General features: G+C 71.0%; 12 protein-coding genes. 3 read left to right on the top strand and 9 right to left on the bottom strand.

The window, feature by feature from the left end; translation table 11 throughout:
- Window positions 1-111: 111 nt before the first annotated feature.
- The gene (locus ACGFQC_RS33480) at window positions 112-699 is read right to left on the bottom strand and encodes a hypothetical protein (protein WP_363088822.1); all 588 of its coding nucleotides are present in this window, start codon (window positions 697-699) and stop codon (window positions 112-114) included.
- A gap of 916 nt (window positions 700-1,615) precedes the next feature.
- Between ACGFQC_RS33480 and ACGFQC_RS33475 the strand changes: the two genes are divergently transcribed.
- On the top strand, window positions 1,616-1,744 hold the full coding sequence (locus ACGFQC_RS33475; protein WP_363088821.1) for a DUF6408 family protein: 129 nt from the start codon (window positions 1,616-1,618) through the stop codon (window positions 1,742-1,744).
- Between the two features lie 53 nt (window positions 1,745-1,797).
- Here the strand turns inward: ACGFQC_RS33475 and ACGFQC_RS33470 are convergent, their stop codons facing one another.
- From ACGFQC_RS33470 to ACGFQC_RS33435, 8 genes are all read right to left on the bottom strand, one after another.
- A complete protein-coding gene (locus tag ACGFQC_RS33470; RefSeq protein WP_363088820.1) occupies window positions 1,798-3,909 on the bottom strand; it encodes a DUF2075 domain-containing protein in 2,112 nt (703 codons plus the stop codon).
- Window positions 3,910-4,120: 211 nt separating this feature from the next.
- Window positions 4,121-6,007, bottom strand: a complete 1,887-nt coding sequence (locus ACGFQC_RS33465) for a DUF2075 domain-containing protein (RefSeq protein WP_363088819.1) — start codon at window positions 6,005-6,007, stop codon at window positions 4,121-4,123.
- A gap of 271 nt (window positions 6,008-6,278) precedes the next feature.
- Window positions 6,279-7,502, bottom strand: coding sequence for an MFS transporter (locus ACGFQC_RS33460; RefSeq protein ID WP_363088818.1), 1,224 nt, complete (start codon window positions 7,500-7,502; stop codon window positions 6,279-6,281).
- Entirely contained in the window at window positions 7,499-9,352 is a 1,854-nt protein-coding gene (locus ACGFQC_RS33455; RefSeq protein ID WP_363088817.1) for an ABC transporter permease subunit, read from the bottom strand. Before ACGFQC_RS33455 ends, ACGFQC_RS33460 begins: the two co-directional genes overlap by 4 nt.
- A 3-nt stretch (window positions 9,353-9,355) precedes the next feature.
- Window positions 9,356-10,879, bottom strand: coding sequence for an ABC transporter substrate-binding protein (locus ACGFQC_RS33450; RefSeq protein WP_363088816.1), 1,524 nt, complete (start codon window positions 10,877-10,879; stop codon window positions 9,356-9,358).
- 3 nt (window positions 10,880-10,882) lie between these two features.
- Window positions 10,883-11,446 (bottom strand): GNAT family N-acetyltransferase, encoded by a 564-nt coding sequence (locus ACGFQC_RS33445; protein WP_363088815.1) that lies wholly within the window; start codon window positions 11,444-11,446, stop codon window positions 10,883-10,885.
- 97 nt (window positions 11,447-11,543) lie between these two features.
- Window positions 11,544-12,083, bottom strand: a complete 540-nt coding sequence (locus ACGFQC_RS33440) for a hypothetical protein (protein WP_363088814.1) — start codon at window positions 12,081-12,083, stop codon at window positions 11,544-11,546.
- A gap of 471 nt (window positions 12,084-12,554) precedes the next feature.
- Window positions 12,555-13,550: an aldo/keto reductase gene (locus tag ACGFQC_RS33435; protein WP_363088813.1), complete on the bottom strand. Its 996-nt coding sequence runs from the start codon at window positions 13,548-13,550 to the stop codon at window positions 12,555-12,557.
- 593 nt (window positions 13,551-14,143) lie between these two features.
- Here ACGFQC_RS33435 and ACGFQC_RS33430 point away from each other — a divergent pair.
- Window positions 14,144-15,181: an NAD-dependent epimerase/dehydratase family protein gene (locus tag ACGFQC_RS33430; RefSeq protein ID WP_363088812.1), complete on the top strand. Its 1,038-nt coding sequence runs from the start codon at window positions 14,144-14,146 to the stop codon at window positions 15,179-15,181.
- Between the two features lie 67 nt (window positions 15,182-15,248).
- Window positions 15,249-16,316, top strand: coding sequence for a UbiA prenyltransferase family protein (locus ACGFQC_RS33425; protein ID WP_363088811.1), 1,068 nt, complete (start codon window positions 15,249-15,251; stop codon window positions 16,314-16,316).
- Window positions 16,317-16,355 lie beyond the last annotated feature (39 nt).

The following is a 16,355-nucleotide window of genomic DNA, read 5'->3' as shown; positions in this document are numbered from 1 at the left end:
GACGGGACTATAGGACATTCGGCCCATGCGAAAGAAACGGCCCGTTCCGTATCCCGCCGCCGCAGGCGACAGGAACCGCCTGTTCGACGACCTGTACGGGCATACCGTCCGTTACGTCGCGCTGTAGGCGAGTTCGGCCAAGGCGAGCGCCTGCTTCAGGGTCTTCTCGTCGCGGATCTGGATGCTCACCCTGTATCGGCGATGGCCGGTGGTGAGCGGATAGGCGTCCGGTGCCAGCTCCGCGATCTCGTCACTGTGCTGCAGACGGAAGTTGATCAGGCCCGTGGACGCGAAGGCATAGGCGAAGCCGCCGTACTGGCTGCCCTTGCGGCGAAGCCGCAGGTAGCCGGAGTAGTCGAGCGGCTCGCCCTCCTGCCACGTCTTGCGCTTGATGCCGTGCACCCCGGCGCTCTCCCAGGAGCCGGCTTCCGTCATGAAGTCGATGAACTGCTGCGCGGCGGGGTTGAAGGCGAGCTGCGCCTTCACCGTCTCCTGCCCCTCGTCCGCGACCCCCGGCACGTCACCCTCGACGCGCCATCCGAAGTCCGCGAAGTCGTCGCTGTCGGGGTCGGCGACCACCCGGGGCGTGCGGCGCGCGGTGTCGGCCGTGCCCGGCCGCTGCTGGAGGAGTTCACGGACCACCTCGGACGCGTCGAGTTCCTGCGGTGTGCCCTCGAAGCAGAAGTAGGTGAGCTTCACGGGTCCCCTCCCGTTATACGAACCGTGTCCGAGCGGACACACTACGCCCGACGGCGAGCGCGACGACACCGCCGCCGGTACGCGCGGATGCGGATAGTGACCGACTGCCCTCCGTGAAGAAGTTGTCCTGCCCTCCGAAGCCGCACTGGCCAAAAACACGCTCGGCTCACCTCGGTGTACCTGAGCTCGCCCTTCCGCATGCGCCCGGGGCCGGCATACGTCCTGGTGGAGTTCCGGGAGCGGATGCAGGAGAAGGCCTTGATCCTGGACGGGAATGCGCTGTGGCACGGCTCGCTGGCCTCCTGGCCGACAAGGGCCCCATCGACCTGATGACGCGGCTCACGGACTTGGTGGCGTGCGAGCCGGTGGTCGGGTCATCAAGCGTGCCCGCAAGGAGCGTGCGGCCTGGGACCCGCGAACGACGGGCGCGGGGACAGCCGGTGGAGCGGGCCGTACCGACGAGGAGCGCCCCTCTCTCGAAGTCCCCTACGCGGATAAGGACGAAGCGAAGAAGCGGCTCGGCGCGCGGTGAGATCCCGACCGCCGGAAGTGGTACGTGGACGCCGCCGAGGTCAGCCGCGAGCAGGCCGCACGCCGGCTGCCGCCGGCGCCCTGACGTCCGCCGGAGTTCCGCACGCACAGCTGGATCGAGCGTGCAGGTCGTTCGTCGACGGCAGACATGCCACCGGCACCCACGGACACGGTTGCCCACTCAAACAACTCCGCAACTGTGTGTGCAGTAAGGTGACTTGTGCTGCGCATCCTCCCGGAGGGGTACGAGTGCGGAGTTCATGCGCCGCTCGGCGGCATGTGAGCAGTGGTGGTGAATCGCCGTGCGTATGCGCGCGGTGTGTGAGCGGATGCCCGGTGGGCCGTCCCCCCACCATTCCTGCTCACCGCCAAGGAGTGGTCACGTATGGACCCTGTCGAGTACCAGCCTGCACGTTTCGCCCGGTTCCGTAAGGTCCTGGCGGACGTCGCCGTCAATGTCGTCGCCAACCTGTTGGTGACCGCCATGATGTCGGCAGCGCACCTGCTCTTCTGAGGCAGGTGAGTGGCGGGCGCCGGGGGCCCGCCACTCCACCTCGCGCAGACGGGTCAGAACAACATCATCTCGTTCTTCAGCTTGGCCTTGCTCTGTGCCCGCCGGGCCCTGCGGCTCCGCGCGGCCCCACCGTGCCGCGCGATTCTTAGCTCGGGCGGGATGGTCGACCGAGTCGGCCGGAGACCGTGCACGTCGGTCTCTCCGACCAGTTTCCTGAGGTGCCGCCGGGTCTCCTCGTCGGTGGAGTAGAGCACGGTTGCCCGGCTCGCCCTGGTCAGCAGGACGTGGTAGGCGTGACGGACACAGCGGGCGAACTCGTCGTCGTCGAGCGTGCTCGTCCGCACCTTCGGGTCGAGCGATCCCGGTTTCGCCACCCGCATCACGCCTGCTTGCGGATCCTTGCGCTGTTTTCCCCGCCGGAAGACCCAGCGGTCGGTACGCCAGACCATGTCATCGCCCATGATCACCCCGCACCAGTCCCACTCGAGTCCCTGCGCCGTGTAGACACAGCCGATCTGCCCGATGCCCGCATCGTGTACGGGCCAGATCCTCGACGGCGGCTCGCCGTCGGCGCAGAAGGACTCACTGGACGCGTTCCACGGGCGGTGCCAGCCACCGATGCGCACGTCCTTCTCGAGGTTCTTGTTCTCGTCCGGCTTGCTCCAGGGCCAGCAGTACCCGGCCACCATCCGGGCGGTCGCGCCGGCCTCGAACTCGGTGCGGACGATGTGCTCCATCTCGTCGGGAGTGTCGGCGACCTCGATGTGCATGAGTCCGTCCGGGACCCACTCGTGCGCCTGTTGCGCCGACACACCGAGCAACGCTCGGACCCAGCGGACGTAGGCGTCACTGCCTCCGCACCTGTACTGCTCCACCAGACGGTAGTGGCGAAAGACCGCATGGTGGCGCCGCGCGGCGTCCTCGATGAGTTCCGCCGTACCCACCTCGTACGGGCGCACGGTCTGGCCCGCGTCAAGGAAGAAGACGGTCAGACGTGATGCGTCGAGCAGTTCGTCCACCTGCGGCTTGGTGCCCTGCCTCTCGGCGGGAAGACGCCAGTTGGTGGACCTGTCTCGCAGCCTGTGCGCCTCGTCGCAGATCAACACGTCCAGCGGAGGCTTCGGCGTTTGCACGAAACTGCTGAAGTAGGCGAAGCGTTCCCTGAACTCGGCCTCGGTGTAGCCGACGTTCTCCTTGATCGCGGCGTTGAAGGCTCGCGATCCGCTCGCGTACTTCACCGTTCGGCCGGCGGCTTCGAGATCGGCCCGTAATTGAAGACCGATGGCGCTTTTCCCGGTACCGGCTCCCCCGGTGACCAGGAAGACGGCACGTTGGGGACGGGGGACGAGTGCCTCTCGGTCCGGGCGGTCAAGAATCAGGTCCGCGGCCTCGAGCACGTCGTCCGCCACCTTCCTCTGCCGTCCCCGCAAGGTGAAGACTGTGTCCTCGCCGGACGAGTTGACCATGGCGTCGAGAAGCGGCGTGTTCCGGAGGTTCATCCGGTGCAGGATGTACTCGGCCGCCGAGTAGTCGTCCTCAGCGGTGAAATGGCGCTGAAGGTCGAGCAGAAGCCTGGCCCGGGTGTCACTCGTGTACGTATGGGCATAGGGACCCGTGGGTGCGTCGACGCCGAGCAGTGGTCCGACTGATTCGTCCGTGGCGTTGTGGAGATACGCGAAACCGCTGCACTCGAACTGCAACCCGTTCAGCGGACCTGCGGGCCCGGTGAACAGCGCGTGGTATTCACTGAGTTGAAGAGCAGGGTGTTTGACCGGGTAATCGATCCCCGCTACGTACACGAGATCAGCAGTGGCGGCCTCGACCCTCGTCACCGATGACCACTGCTTCAACTCGACGAGCTGGACGGAAAGGGTGCCTTCCGTGGGATGTCTTCCCACCAGCACCACGTCGATCTGCTTGTCCTCTCGGAGTCCTTCGGATTCGTCCACGGTCGGCGAGCATTCGACGATCATCTCGACGTTGCCTCGTCCGGCTGCCACCAGATCCTCTGCCAATGAGACAAGGCTCTTGGCCCAGGCGGAGCGCTCCCCTTCGGAGGGTTCACCTCGCCGGAAGTGCAACCAGCGGGCAGCCAGGTGCGGCACCAGACGGCGGCGTGCGTTCAGAGCAAGCAAGTCCCTTGCCGACAAACGCAGTAGGAGCATGGACACGAGGAGATTCCCCCAGGGCACGAGTAACTCGTGCGGGTGGGGGCGTGTCCATGCAGGAAGCCCGTCGGGCCGCAACCGGTATCGGTGATCTTAGACAGGCTCCGGCTCGTCCCGGGAACGACGAGTGCCTTTCGGCCTGTCCACGGGAATGGCATGGCCGAATGACGACAAACGCGATTGCCTTGTCGTGCGTTCGGAGAAGTCATCACACCAGAGCCGACTTCCGCTCTGCGTCTCCCACGAGTTCACGTAGCTTCGTCCGTGTCTCCGGGTCCGTCGCATACACCACCGTGCCGACCATGCCGCGGGTCAGCAGCACTTTGTAGGTGTTGCGAATCAGACGGTCGACGTCGTCGTCCGGGGTGGATCTCTTGAAGACCGGGTCCTTGGACGCCATACGGTCCGTGATCCAGCGGTCGCCGCGCCAGATCAGGTCCGGGCCGATGATCACGCCGGACCAGTCGTACTCGAATCCCTGCGCGGTGTAGACGCAGCCGACCTGGCCGAAACCGGCCGGGTCGGTGGCCCACAGGGCGGACGGCGGCGCGCCGGACACGGAGCGCTCGCCACGCAGGTTCCAGGGGCGAGCCCAGTCGCCGATGACGACATCGGCCGGGAGTGGGTCGCCCGGCTTGGGTTCGGGGGACCATGGCCAGCAGTAACCGGCGGACATGCGAGCGCCGTAGCCCTGCTCCAGGCGGGCCTGAAGAAACGCCTCCATCTCCTCGGCGCTGTCGGCGACCAGCAGATGCATGCGGTCGTCGGGCTCCCAGACCACCGGGCCGCCTGACTGCAGGCCGAGGAGGCGAACCACCCAACGCAGGTAGGCATCACTGCCGCCGCAGCGGAACTGGCTCTCCAGCGGTACGACGTGGCAGTCGAGACCCTGGGCCGCCGCAGCCACCTTGATGTCTTCCACGGTGCCCATCTCACCGGGGCGCACCACCTGGTGCTCGTCGAGGAGGAAGACGGGAACGCGGGCGACATCGATGAGTTCGTCGATCTGTCGTCTGCCGGTGCGGTGGGCGGCCGGGGTGTACCGGTTGGCGGAGGTCTCGCGGATGCGGTGGGCCTCGTCACAGATGAGGACGTCGAGGGAGTTCTGCTCGGCCGTCATGAAACTGTTGAAGTACTTGAAGAGGTCCTGGACCTCGCGCTTGCGCGTGCCGGCGACCTTGCGCATCGTCTTGGTGAACGACTGTGATCCGGTGGCGTGCAGGGCCGGGACGCCCTGCCGGTACAGCTCGCCGAGCAGGGAGAGCGCGATGACGCTCTTGCCGGTGCCGGGTCCGCCGGTGACGACCACGACCTCCTTGTGGTTGGACCGCTTCGCCTTGCGTACGGCGTTGAGCACCATGCGGTACGCGACCTGCTGTTCGTCCAGAAGCACGAACTGCTCTCGCTCGCGCACCTCCTGGGCTGCGACCGACATGAGCTGCTTCGACGGCACGGTCCTGCCCGCCTGGAGTTCGTCGGCTGCACGGGCGCCGGACGCCTTGTCGCTGAGCTTGGCGCGGAGGTGGTCGATGAACTCACCGCGCCGCTCACCGGTGAACATCTGGCCGCTGTCGTCGACTTCGATCGCCCGTAGACCGCCTACGCCGGACTCCGTGGCGTTGTGCAGGTAGGCCACACCACTGACCCTGTCCGGGTGCTCGGCCACCGCGCCGTTGAAGTTGACGAGGTACTCGCAGTAGCGGCGCACCTGCTCGATGGGATTGAGGACCGGATGCGCGTAGGCATCGACCCGGCACAGTGCCGGGTCGTCCTCGTCCGACTCGGCCTGGCTCCACTGCTTCAGCTCGACGACCAGGTACGACGGTTCGCCCGTGGCGGGGTGCACTCCGGCAAGCACCGCGTCGGCGCGCTTGCTGTTCAGCGGGAGGGCGTACTCCAGCATGACCTCGACCTCACCGAGGCCCGCGTCGTTGAGCGCGGCGGCCAGGGCGGGGATGCTTCGCTCCCAGGAGCGGGCCTCCGCGGCACTGGGGCGGTGACCGTGCATGTGGACGAACTGCTCGGTGAGATGGAGGTAGAGCGAACTGTCGAGGGCTCGCGCGGCAATCGTTTTCGCGGACTCGCGGAACAGCAAGGACTTCCCCCAGGCAGCACGAAGTGACTCGTGCGGGTGGGGGCATGTCCTTCGAGACTCCACCGGAGTGGAGCGGAAGCCCGTCGGGCCGCGATGACGATGGAACAGAGATTACCCGGCGGTGCCGACAGTGACGCTGGTCGCTACCGGTCGGAACCGAGGACCAGGACGAGGTGACCACCGGGAAGGGGCGGGCGGCCGTCGGGGCCACCGGATGGACAGGAGATACGGGGACGGAGCCCTTGGAACAGGCAGGCAATCACCGCGCCCTCTACCCCCGCCGCGGCAGCAACAGCACCGCCCCCGCCGGTACGGCCGCCAGCACGGCCCACGGCACGGCCGCCGGCAGGCCCCCGTCGAGCAGGACTCCCGTGCCCGCGCTGCCGGCCAGCACGATCATCCCGGAGACGGACGACAGCGCGCCGGTGTACAGGCCGAGCCGCCCCTCCTGCGCGAGGTCGGGGACCCAGGCCCGCGCGGCGGGCGCCACGAGCATCTGGCCGAGGGTGAGGAGGACGACGAACCCGGCGGCGGGCAGCAGCCCCGCCGTCCCGGTCGCCCCGTGGGTCACCGTGAAGGCGACGACGCCGAACCCGGCGGAGATCAGCGCCAGTCCGGCCGCCATCGACCGGCGCAGCGTGAGCCGCTCCCCCACCCACCGGGTGACCGGCAGCTGCGCGGTCACCACCAGCAGGGACGACAGCGCGAACAGCCAGGCCAGCGGCGTCTGGGAACCGGTGGCGCGTCCCACCTCGGCGGGCAGCGCGAGGTAGAGCTGGTTGTAGGCGAGGAGGTAGGCACCGTACGCGCCGCACAGCGCGAGGAAACGCCGGTTGCGCAGCAACGGCCCTGCTCCGCCCCGCACGTGGACACGCACACGTCCTGGGATGTGCTGGGGCAGCAGCCGGGCGTGGCCCGCGAGGACCAGGACGAAGACGCCGGCTCCGGCCAGGCACACCGCGCGGAAGTCGACCGACAGCAGCAGCGCCCCGAGCAGGGGCCCGACGAACGCACCGGCCTGTCCGGCGACGGTGAACAGCGCCAGGACGCGCGTCCGCGAGCCCCGGCCCGACTCCTCCCACACCACGGCCTGCCGGGCCACCTCGGACTCGACGGCGGGCGAGAACAGCGCGGCGGCGAAGCCGATGAGGAGCACCGCCCCGACGACCGACCAGGTCCGCTCGGCGTACCCGAGCCACCCGAACCCGGCGACGCGCAGTGCGCAGCCGGCGAGCACCACGGGCCGGACGCCGTACCGGTCGGCGAGCGCACCGCCCACCACGAACAGCCCCTGCTGGCTGAAGGTCCGCAGCCCGAGCACGAACCCCACCGTCCAGCCGGCCATCCCGACCGTCCCGCCGAGGTGTTCGGCGAGGAAGGGCAGCACGGCGAAGAAGCCTGTGTTGAAGGCGAGTTGCGTGAGGATGAGCAGCCGCAGGAGGGGTGAGAGGCGGGTGTCTTCCGGCGCTCCGCGGACGATCGCCGGCGAGATCACGTCACGCTCACCGGCCGGTCCGACGTGACGGCCGCGACGTCGGCGACGTCGGCGACGTCGGTGCGGGCCCGAGCCGTCGCGGCCCTGCGGCGCCGGGTCCCCCTGATCCCACCTCCCGCCGCCGTCACCGCGAGCGCGCCCAGCAGGGCGAGGACGGCGGCGGGAGCGAGGACGGCCCAGGGGGCGCGTTCGGCGTAGGGCTGGTTCTCGGCGAGGAGCAGCCCCCACTCGGGGGACGGCGGCTGGGCGCCGAGACCGAGGAAGCCGAGGGAGGCCAGCGCGAGGGCGATACCGGGCAGCCGCAGGAGGGCGTGGCGGGTGATGGACGGGAGGACGGCCGGCAGGAGTTCACTTCTCAGCAGGTACGTGCGGCCGGCGCCCAGCGCGCGGGTGGCGGTCAGGTGGAGGGTGGCGCGTTCCTGCCGCAGCAGCGCGGAGGTGTGCGCGGCCAGGGGCGCCCAGGCCACGACGGCGACGGCGAGGACGGGCGTGCCGGCGCCGCCTCCCTGGACGGCGGTGACGAGGAGCGCGGCGAGGACGGGCGGGACGGCGTTGACGGTGTCGACGAGCGGTCCGGACAGCGCGGGCAGGCAGCCGAGCAGAACGCCGGCGAGCCAGGCGAGCGCGCTGACGGCGAGGGCGAGCAGCAGGGTGTCGAGGGCACCGTGGGCGACCCGCGCGAGGACGTCCCGGCCGAGGGCGTCGGTGCCGAACGGGTGGGTGAGGGAGGGTGCTCGGAGGCGGGCGGCGGTGTCGAGGGCGAGGGGGTCGCGGGGCAGTCCGAGCATGATGACGCCGGTCAGCAGGAGACCGTATGCAAGGGGCAGGATCCTGCGGACGGTCGGCTGTGGTGGCGGTGGCGGCCGGTGCAGGCTCTGGAGGGCGCCGTCGCTCAGGGCGGGGCCGATGAGCCGCCCGGCGAGGAGGCGTGCGGCGGCCGTGGTGACGGCGGCGAGGGCGACGAGCAGGAGGGTGCCGGCCTGGAGGACGGGGAGGTCCTGGGCGATGGCCGCCCGGAGGGTGGTGCGGCCGAGGCCGGGTATGTCGAAGATCTGTTCCACGGCGACCGAGCCGCCGGTGAGGCCGACGACGAACAGCCCGAGGTTCGGCAGCAGTCCGGGCACACAGCGGCGCAGCGCCTGGCGGGCGACGGCGCGGCCGGGCAGTCCGCGGGCGGCGGCGGCAAGAGCCCAGGGTTCGGCGAAGGCGCCGGGGAGTTGGTCGTCGAGGAGGCGGCCGAGGACCGCGCCCGCGGGCAGGCCGAGGGCGAGCGCGGGCAGTACCGTCCACTGGGGGCCGTACCAGCCGAGGGCGGGCAGCCAGCCCCACTGCACGCCGACGACGGTGGCGAGCACGGACGCGGTGAGGAACTCGGGCAGCGCGGCGAGCACCGCCGCACCCGAGCCGCCGGCCGGCCGTCCGGCGAGGCGGTGGCGGGCGCCGAGGCGGAGGGTGCGGGCGCACACGGCGGCGGCCGTGACGAGGGCGACGAGCAGGGCCACCGCCATCAGCAGCAGTGAGACGCCGAGCGCCCCGAGCACCTCGGGCGCGACCGCGGAGCCGGAGATCCACGAGTGTCCGGCGTCCCCGCGCGGCAGCCCGGCGAGCCACCGGCCGAGCAGGCGCAAAGGGCCCTGGTCGAGACCGAGTTGGGCTCGGATGTCGGCGAGCACCTCGGGGGTGGGGTCACGGTCGGCGGACCGGGTCCTGAGCACCGTGAGCGCCGGGTCGGTGCGCGAGAGCCAGGGCAGCAGCCCGATCCCGCACACCAGCAGCACGGCCAGTCCGGCGCGCCACAGCAGCGCGCCCACCCCGCTCCTCCTGCTTCCTCCGCTCCCCCCGCTGCTCATGGATCAGCGCCGCGTCCCGGTGCCGACGAGGGTGCGCTCGTAGGGGTCGAGGAATACGCCGCTCACCCGGGGGCCGACGCCGGTGATGACGCGCTGGTGGACCAGGGGGACGACGGCGTCGGTGCGCAGGATCGCGGCTTCGGCGGCCATGACGGCGTCCTGCCGTTCGGCGGTGTCGGCGGCACGCTCGGCCTTCGCCACCGCCGCGTCGACGGCCTTGTCGCAGAGCCGGGCGAGGTTGTACCCGCCGGCGCAGGTGTGGTCGCCGGCGAGGACGGCGACGGGGTCGCCGGTGTCGACGAGGGTGTTGCGGGCGAGCACGAAGGCGTCGAACTTCCCGGCGAGGGCGTCGCTCTCCAGCCGCGAGTACTCGCCCACCGTCAGCTTCACCGTGAACCCGGCCTTCTCCAGTTGCTGCTCCAGCACCTGTGCCACTTCAGGGAGTTCGGGCCGATTGTTGTAGGTGGCGAGGGTGATGGCGGTGCCGGCGGGCTTGCCGGGACGGGTGACCCCGGCGGGGGGTGTGCGCTTGCCCGCGGCCCAGGTGACGGCGGGTCCGTAGATGCCGGTGCCGGCGTCGGCGTGGCCTTCGTAGACGTTCTTCGCGAGGACGGAGGTGTCGACGGCCGCGCGGGCGGCGGCGCGCAGCGACGCGTCCCTGAAAGCGCCGGACCGGGCGTTGAGGAGGAGGCTCGTGGTGCGGGTGGTGGCGGTCTCGCGGCGGGTGTCCGGGTCGAGGGTGGCGGCCTGGGCGACGGGGATCGCCTCGGCGACGTCGATCTGGCCGGTGCGCAGGGCGTTGGCGCGGGCGGTGCCGTCGGCGATGAAGCGGGCGTCGATGCCGGAGGCCTGGGCGCGGCCGCCCCAGTAGTCGTCGAAGCGGTCGAGCCGGGCACTGGTGGCGCCCTCGGCGTCGGTGAGTTCGAAGGGTCCGGTGGCGGTGCCGGCCGGGTCGGCCGCGCCCTTCGCGTCGTACGCCTTCGGGGAGAGGATCGCCAGACTCGGGCTGGACAGACGCAGCGGGAGGACGGGGTCGGGCGCTTTCGTGGTGACGCGGACGGCGCCCGCGCCCCCGGCCTCGGTAGCAGCCTGGGCGGTGAGGGTCACGCCGGAGAGGGCGGCCGGGGCGGGCCTGGCCTTGACGGCGTGGGTGAGGGAGGCGGCGACGGCGGCCGGGGTGACGTCGGTGCCGTCCTGGAAGGCGGCCTCGCGCAGGATGAACAGCCAGGTGCGGTCGTTCTCGCGCCGCCAGGACGCGGCGAGCGCGGGGGCGGCGGCGCCGTTGGCGTCGAGCGCGGTGAGCCCTTCGGTGACGCCGAGCCGGCTGAGGATCGTGGCGTCGGCGCCGTACGGGGAAAGGTTCTCGGCGGGCGGGAAGGCGAGGGCGACGCGCAGCCGGGAGCCGTTCTTCGCGTCGGCCGTACCGCCGCCGTCGCCACCGGAGGCGAAGCAGCCGGCGAGCAGGGGGGACAGCAGCGGGGGGAGCAGGAGGGCGGCGAGAAGCCGTGGACGGCGGGGGAAGCGCATGGGTTACCGGCCTGTGAGGTGGGGGATGCGGACGTGCGCGTGCAGGGGGATGTCGAAGTGCACGATGCCCTGGCCGCCGCCGGGCTCCTGGCGCTCGTCGTGCACGACGTTGCCGAGCGACCGCCAGAAGGCTTCGGCGCCTTCGACGGACGGGTCCGTGTGCAGGTAGACGGCCCGGTATCCGCCGTCGGCGGCGGCGAAGGCGAGCAGTTCGGCGACCAGCCGCCGGGCGAGACCGCGGCGCCGGTGTCCGGGGCGGACGTAGACGCGGCGCAGTTGGGCGGTCGCGCCCGAGGGGTAGCGCTCGGCGACGTGGCGCGGGTTCGGCGGGTGCAGGGGCCCGCGGGAATCGAGCGCGCCGGTGCCGACGACGCGCCCCTCGCCGTCCACGGCGACCAGCAGCGTGTGCCGGGCGGGCACCAGGTAGGCGGCGGCCGGATCGACGATGTCCCCGTGCCAGCGGGGCACGTAGCCGGTGCCGAAGTCGCGGTAGACGGTGTCGAGCATGACGGCTCGGGCACCGTCGAGGTCGTCGGGGCCCGCGGGCCTCACGCAGTAGTCACGCACTTGCACATCATATGCATTAAGCCGAGCGCCTTGATCCACTAGAGCACCAGGACACGTCCCCGACCCGTCCGACCGTCTCCCGCCTTCCCCTCCCCGGCTACTCGACTCCCGTCGCGTCGACGAGTCGGACCAGGTCTCTGCGTCCGTATCCGAGCAGGCGGGCGCGGTGAACGGCCATCAGCACCAGATCCGCGACGACCGTGCCGGGGTGCCCGTCCCGGTCGTCACCGAGCCACTCCTGCGGTTTCTCGACGCCCAGGCCGTTCATCACCAGCCCGTGCGCGCGGCGGATCTCAGCCACGGTCCCCGCGACCGCGTCCAGGAGCGTCCGCCCCGGGCGCTCGCACTCCAGGGCGAAGCAGCCCCGGTCGACCGGTACGCACCCCTCCGGCGGACGCGCCCGCAGGCCCTCGTACCGCTCGTCCGTGAAACCGGTGGCCTCGAACTCCTCGTGCACCAGGGAGAACCGGTGGAAGCCGGACGGGACCGGGGGCGGAGGCGGCGTGTACTCCCACCCGGCGTCCTCGTACAGCCGCCGCTTGACCTCTTCCGCGTCGGCGTGGGTCACGGTGAGGCCCGACCCCTCGTTCCGACCGGTGGTCGTGCCGTCCGGGTTGCGACGGAAAGCCAGACTCATGTGTGCCCCCGTTTGCCGCGATGAAGGATGAATGCGTTGAACACGATGAGCGTGATGAACGCGACCGAGATGTCCTCGTCGCTGGATCAAACGGGCCACCGGTCCGAAGCGTGCCCGCCGCCGGTGACCTCACCCGAACGTGTGACCAGAGATGCCCGGGGTGGCAGGCGTACACAACCGGGCGGGCCGCCCGGAGTTCGCCGGTCGACGACCGCGAACCGCTCGGACGGCCCCGCCTTCACGCGTGCTCGGCCGGCCGCGTCCGTGGGCCCGACGCGTGACGGGGACCGGCACCGGCCCCCGTGCTCATCCGTCCCGTACGCGGCCGGGGCGTCGCCCACACCGACGCCATCGCCCCGAAGCCCCCCCCCGGCCGGAAGGAATCACGAACCTCCCCCTCGGGGAGCGCTTGCGTTCATCCGGCGCAACGGGGTTCCCCGGCGCGCCACGACACGTCCGGGCACACGGTCGTCAGCCGTTCAGCAGCTCCTCGATCTCCTTCATCTGCTCCTCGCTCAGCGGCCCGTGCGCCACGGCTGCCGCGTTCTCCTCCGCCTGGGCCACCGAGCGGAACCCGGGGATCGGCAGACTGTGCGGGCTACGGGCCCACAGCCAGGCCAGTGCGCCCTGGGCCAGCGTGCGTCCACCGCTGGTCAGCACCTCCCGGACGGCCGCCACCCGCTCCGCCCAGGCGGGAGCGGGCACTCCGCCCTCGCCGTACCAGGTGAGCCAGGCCGGGGGCACCGCGCGGATGTCGCCGGCGTCGACGGGTCCGCCGTCCGCCTGCGTCCTCTTGGCCAGCAGTCCCATCGCGAGAGGACTGCGGTTGATGCTCGTGAGGTCCCGGTCGGCGCAGAGCGCGAACATCTCCGGCGCGTCCTGCAGCACGTTGGCCGCGTGCTGGACGGCGAAGCAGTGCGGGCCGTCGGCGAACAGCGCGGCTCTGCGCGGGTCGTCCGTGCTCCACGCGTAGCCGCGTATCAACCCCTCCCCCACCAGCTCCTCGCAGGCGTCCCGCAGTTCGAGGGCCCGGTCGAGGGGCGCGTCGGACAGGTGGAGCTGGTACAGGTCCACGTGGTCGGTGCCGAGACGTTCCAGGGAGGCCGTGAGCGCCCGGCGGACGTAGTGGGGCGAGTCGTCGGTGCCCGTGAGGGTCCGGGTGTGCTCGTCGAAGGTGTTGCCCCACTTGGTCGCGATGACGACCTCGTCGCGTCGTCCCCGCAGGGCTCGTCCGAGGACACGTTCACTGTGACCGGCGCCGTAGGTGTCGGCCGTGTCGAAGAAGGTGATGCCGAGGTCCAGCGCCCGGTGCACCGCGGCGACGGACTCGTCGTCGTCGACCCTGCCCCACCCGAGCGGATTGCCGTCGGGGTCCTGCCACTCACCGCCGATCGCCCAGCACCCGAATCCCAGTGCTCCGACCTCGATGTCGCTGTGTCCCAGCTTTCTGTGCTGCAAGGCGTTCATACGAGGGGACCTTAGGGGTTCGGCGACGCCTGCGCACAAGAGCGCCATCACCCCCGGTGATCACATGGAACCTTTCTGGTCACTTCTCGCGTGCCCGATGCGGGGTCTTGACATGCGGCTTTCGTGCCCGCATCGGCAACGTTGCCGACATCGTTGTCCAGCAAAACGGACAAAGCCGTGGAAGCGCTCCCACGCCCAATGCGAAGTCGACATGCCCGCGCCGCCCGCGCGTCATCCGCCCGACACGGCCGACGGTGGCCCGACATCGGCTGCATGCTTTCGCTGACGCCTCGTCAGATCGTGATGTTCCTTCACCTGGCACCTGACTCCGTGTCATCGTTCCGGTGCGACGGCCCGCCAGCGCCGACGGGCGTCCCGCTCCAGCGTTCACCGATCTCTTCGCACGACGCAACGAACGGAATCAGCGTGAATCAGCTCGCCCCCACACCCATGCTTCCAGCTCCGGCATATGCCGGAGTCGTATGCCGGAGGGCTCCCGCCGTCGTCACGCCGACGCTGCCGGAGCCGGCTCTCTCCGTGAGCCACGGCGCGAACCACCTCCTCCTCAACGCCGCACAGACGGAGATGCCGACGTGCTTGACCGCGTAGTGGTCACGGGCAGCAGCGGCATGCTCGGCACCGCGCTGGTGCGGCGGCTGGCCGAGAGCGGCTGCGAGGTCGTAGGGATCGATCTGGCGCACCGCGCCGACTCACCTGCCGCCCGGCTGGTCACGGGCGACATCCGCGACGCCGCTCTGCTGCGGCAGGCCGTCAAGGGCGCCGACCTGGTGGTGCACAGCGCCTCGGCCCTCCCCAGCTATCCCCAGGCCCAGATCGACTCCATCGTCGTCGGGGGAACGCGCACGGTGCTCGCCGCGGCGGCGAGCGAGGACGTGCCGCGCGTCGTCCATCTGTCGACGGGGTCCGTGTACGGACTGCCCACCCAGGTGCCGACGCCGGAGACCCACCCCCGCCGGCCGATCGATCCCTACGGCACGGCGAAGGCCCGGGCCGAGGAGCTGGTGGAGAAGGCCCGCGCCGACGGCATGGTCGTCCCCGTGCTCCGCCCGAAGACGTTCCTGGGGCCGGGACGTCTGGGCATCTTCGCGATGCTCTTCGAATGGGCCGATGAGGGACACCACTTCCCCGTGCTCGGCGACGGCCGCGTACGCAGCCAGATGCTGGACGTCGAGGACCTCATCGACGTCGTCCTGCTGGCCGCCGAGGCCCCCGCGGAGGACGTCAACACGGAATTCAACGTGGGCTCCGCGGCGTTCGGCACCCTGCGGGAGGACTTCCAGACGGTGCTCGACGCCGCCGGGCACGGCAAGCGTGTCGTCGGACTGCCGATGAGACCCGCCGTGGCGACCCTGGAGCTGCTCGCCCGGGCCCGTCTCTCCCCCGTCTACATGCGACTCATCCACAAGCTGCGCATGGACTCCTACATGGACATCACCCGCCTGCAGGAGCGGCTGGGCTTCACGCCGCGTCACTCCAACCGCGAGGCCATCCTGCGCAGTTTCGCCTGGTGGCGGTCGCAGCCACGCCGCGGTGGTGCCGGAGCGGGCGGCAGGACCAGCCGCGACGCCTGGGGTCAGGGAGCGCTCAAGCTGGCGAAGGCGGTCTTCTGAACCGTTGTGAGACCGGCTCGAGAGCATTCGCGCACCCCCGCCCCTCACATCGGTCCTGAGGAGAGTCATGCCCGGCGTCAACTCCACGGTGTCCCCCCTCCCTTCAACCCCCGCTCCCGCCTCGTCCGCTCCCACCGCCCCCGGCGCCCCCACCCCCACCGTCCCCGGCGCCCCCGCCGCCACGGCGCCCACCCCCACCGTCGTCCTCCCGGCGCCTGCCGCGCACAGCGCTCCCCCGGTGGCGCTACCGCCCGCGGGCCCCCTGCACCGCGTGCTGCGCGTCCCCCGTGCGCTGCTGCGCCTGTCACGGCCCTACCAGTGGGCGAAGAACCCGGTCGTCATCGCCCTGCCGGCGGTCCTCCTGCACCGGGGCACGGCGCAGGCGGCGCTCGCGGTGCTGGCGGCGACGGCCCTGTTCACCCTGGCCTCGATAGCCGTCTACGTGCTCAACGACATCCTCGACCGGGAGCGCGACCGCCTGAACCCCGCCAAGAGCCACCGTCCGCTGGCCTCCGGCGAGTTGTCCCCGGGTGCGGCCTGGACCTACCTGGCCGTGGTCTGCGCCGCCCTCGCGGCGGGCGTCGCCCTGGCCTCCGTGGAACGGGCCTGGCCGGTGCTGGTGTACCTGGCGCTCAACCTCGCCTACAGCTACCGGCTGAAGCACGTGTCACTCGTCGACGCCTTCGTGGTCGCCGTGGGCTTCGTCCTGCGCGCCGTCCAGGGCTACCTGGCGCTGGGCGCCCGACCGTCGTCCTGGTTGCTGCTGACGGTGTTGACCGGCTGTCTGCTGCTCGCACTCGGCAAGCGTCGCAGGGAACTCCTCGACGTCGGCGGGGAGCACCGGCCCGCCCTCGCCGGGTACTCGGTGCAGTTCATCGACTACCTCACCCTGGTCAGCGCCACCTTGTCCGCGGTGGCCCTCGGGATCTACCTGACGGCCGCTCCCGACGAGAGCCCCGAAGCCACGGCTCTCGTCTTCCTGACGCTGGGCACCTCGGTGTTCGCCGTCTGCCGCTACCTGCAGTTGCTGCTCGTGGGCGGCGGCGGCGCCGACCCGGTGCGCACGCTGTTCCGGGACCGGCTGATGGTCGGCTGCGGCCTCGTGTGGGCCGGTGCCTTCATGTTGCTCTCCTGAGGCCCGCACGACGCCCCGCGGGCGCGCCACCCCCGACCT

This window comes from Streptomyces sp. NPDC048734 (genome assembly GCF_043198675.1).
Classification (GTDB): domain Bacteria; phylum Actinomycetota; class Actinomycetes; order Streptomycetales; family Streptomycetaceae; genus Streptomyces.
Note: the sequence above shows the minus strand (reverse complement) of the source record. Positions and strands in the feature narration are given on the sequence as shown.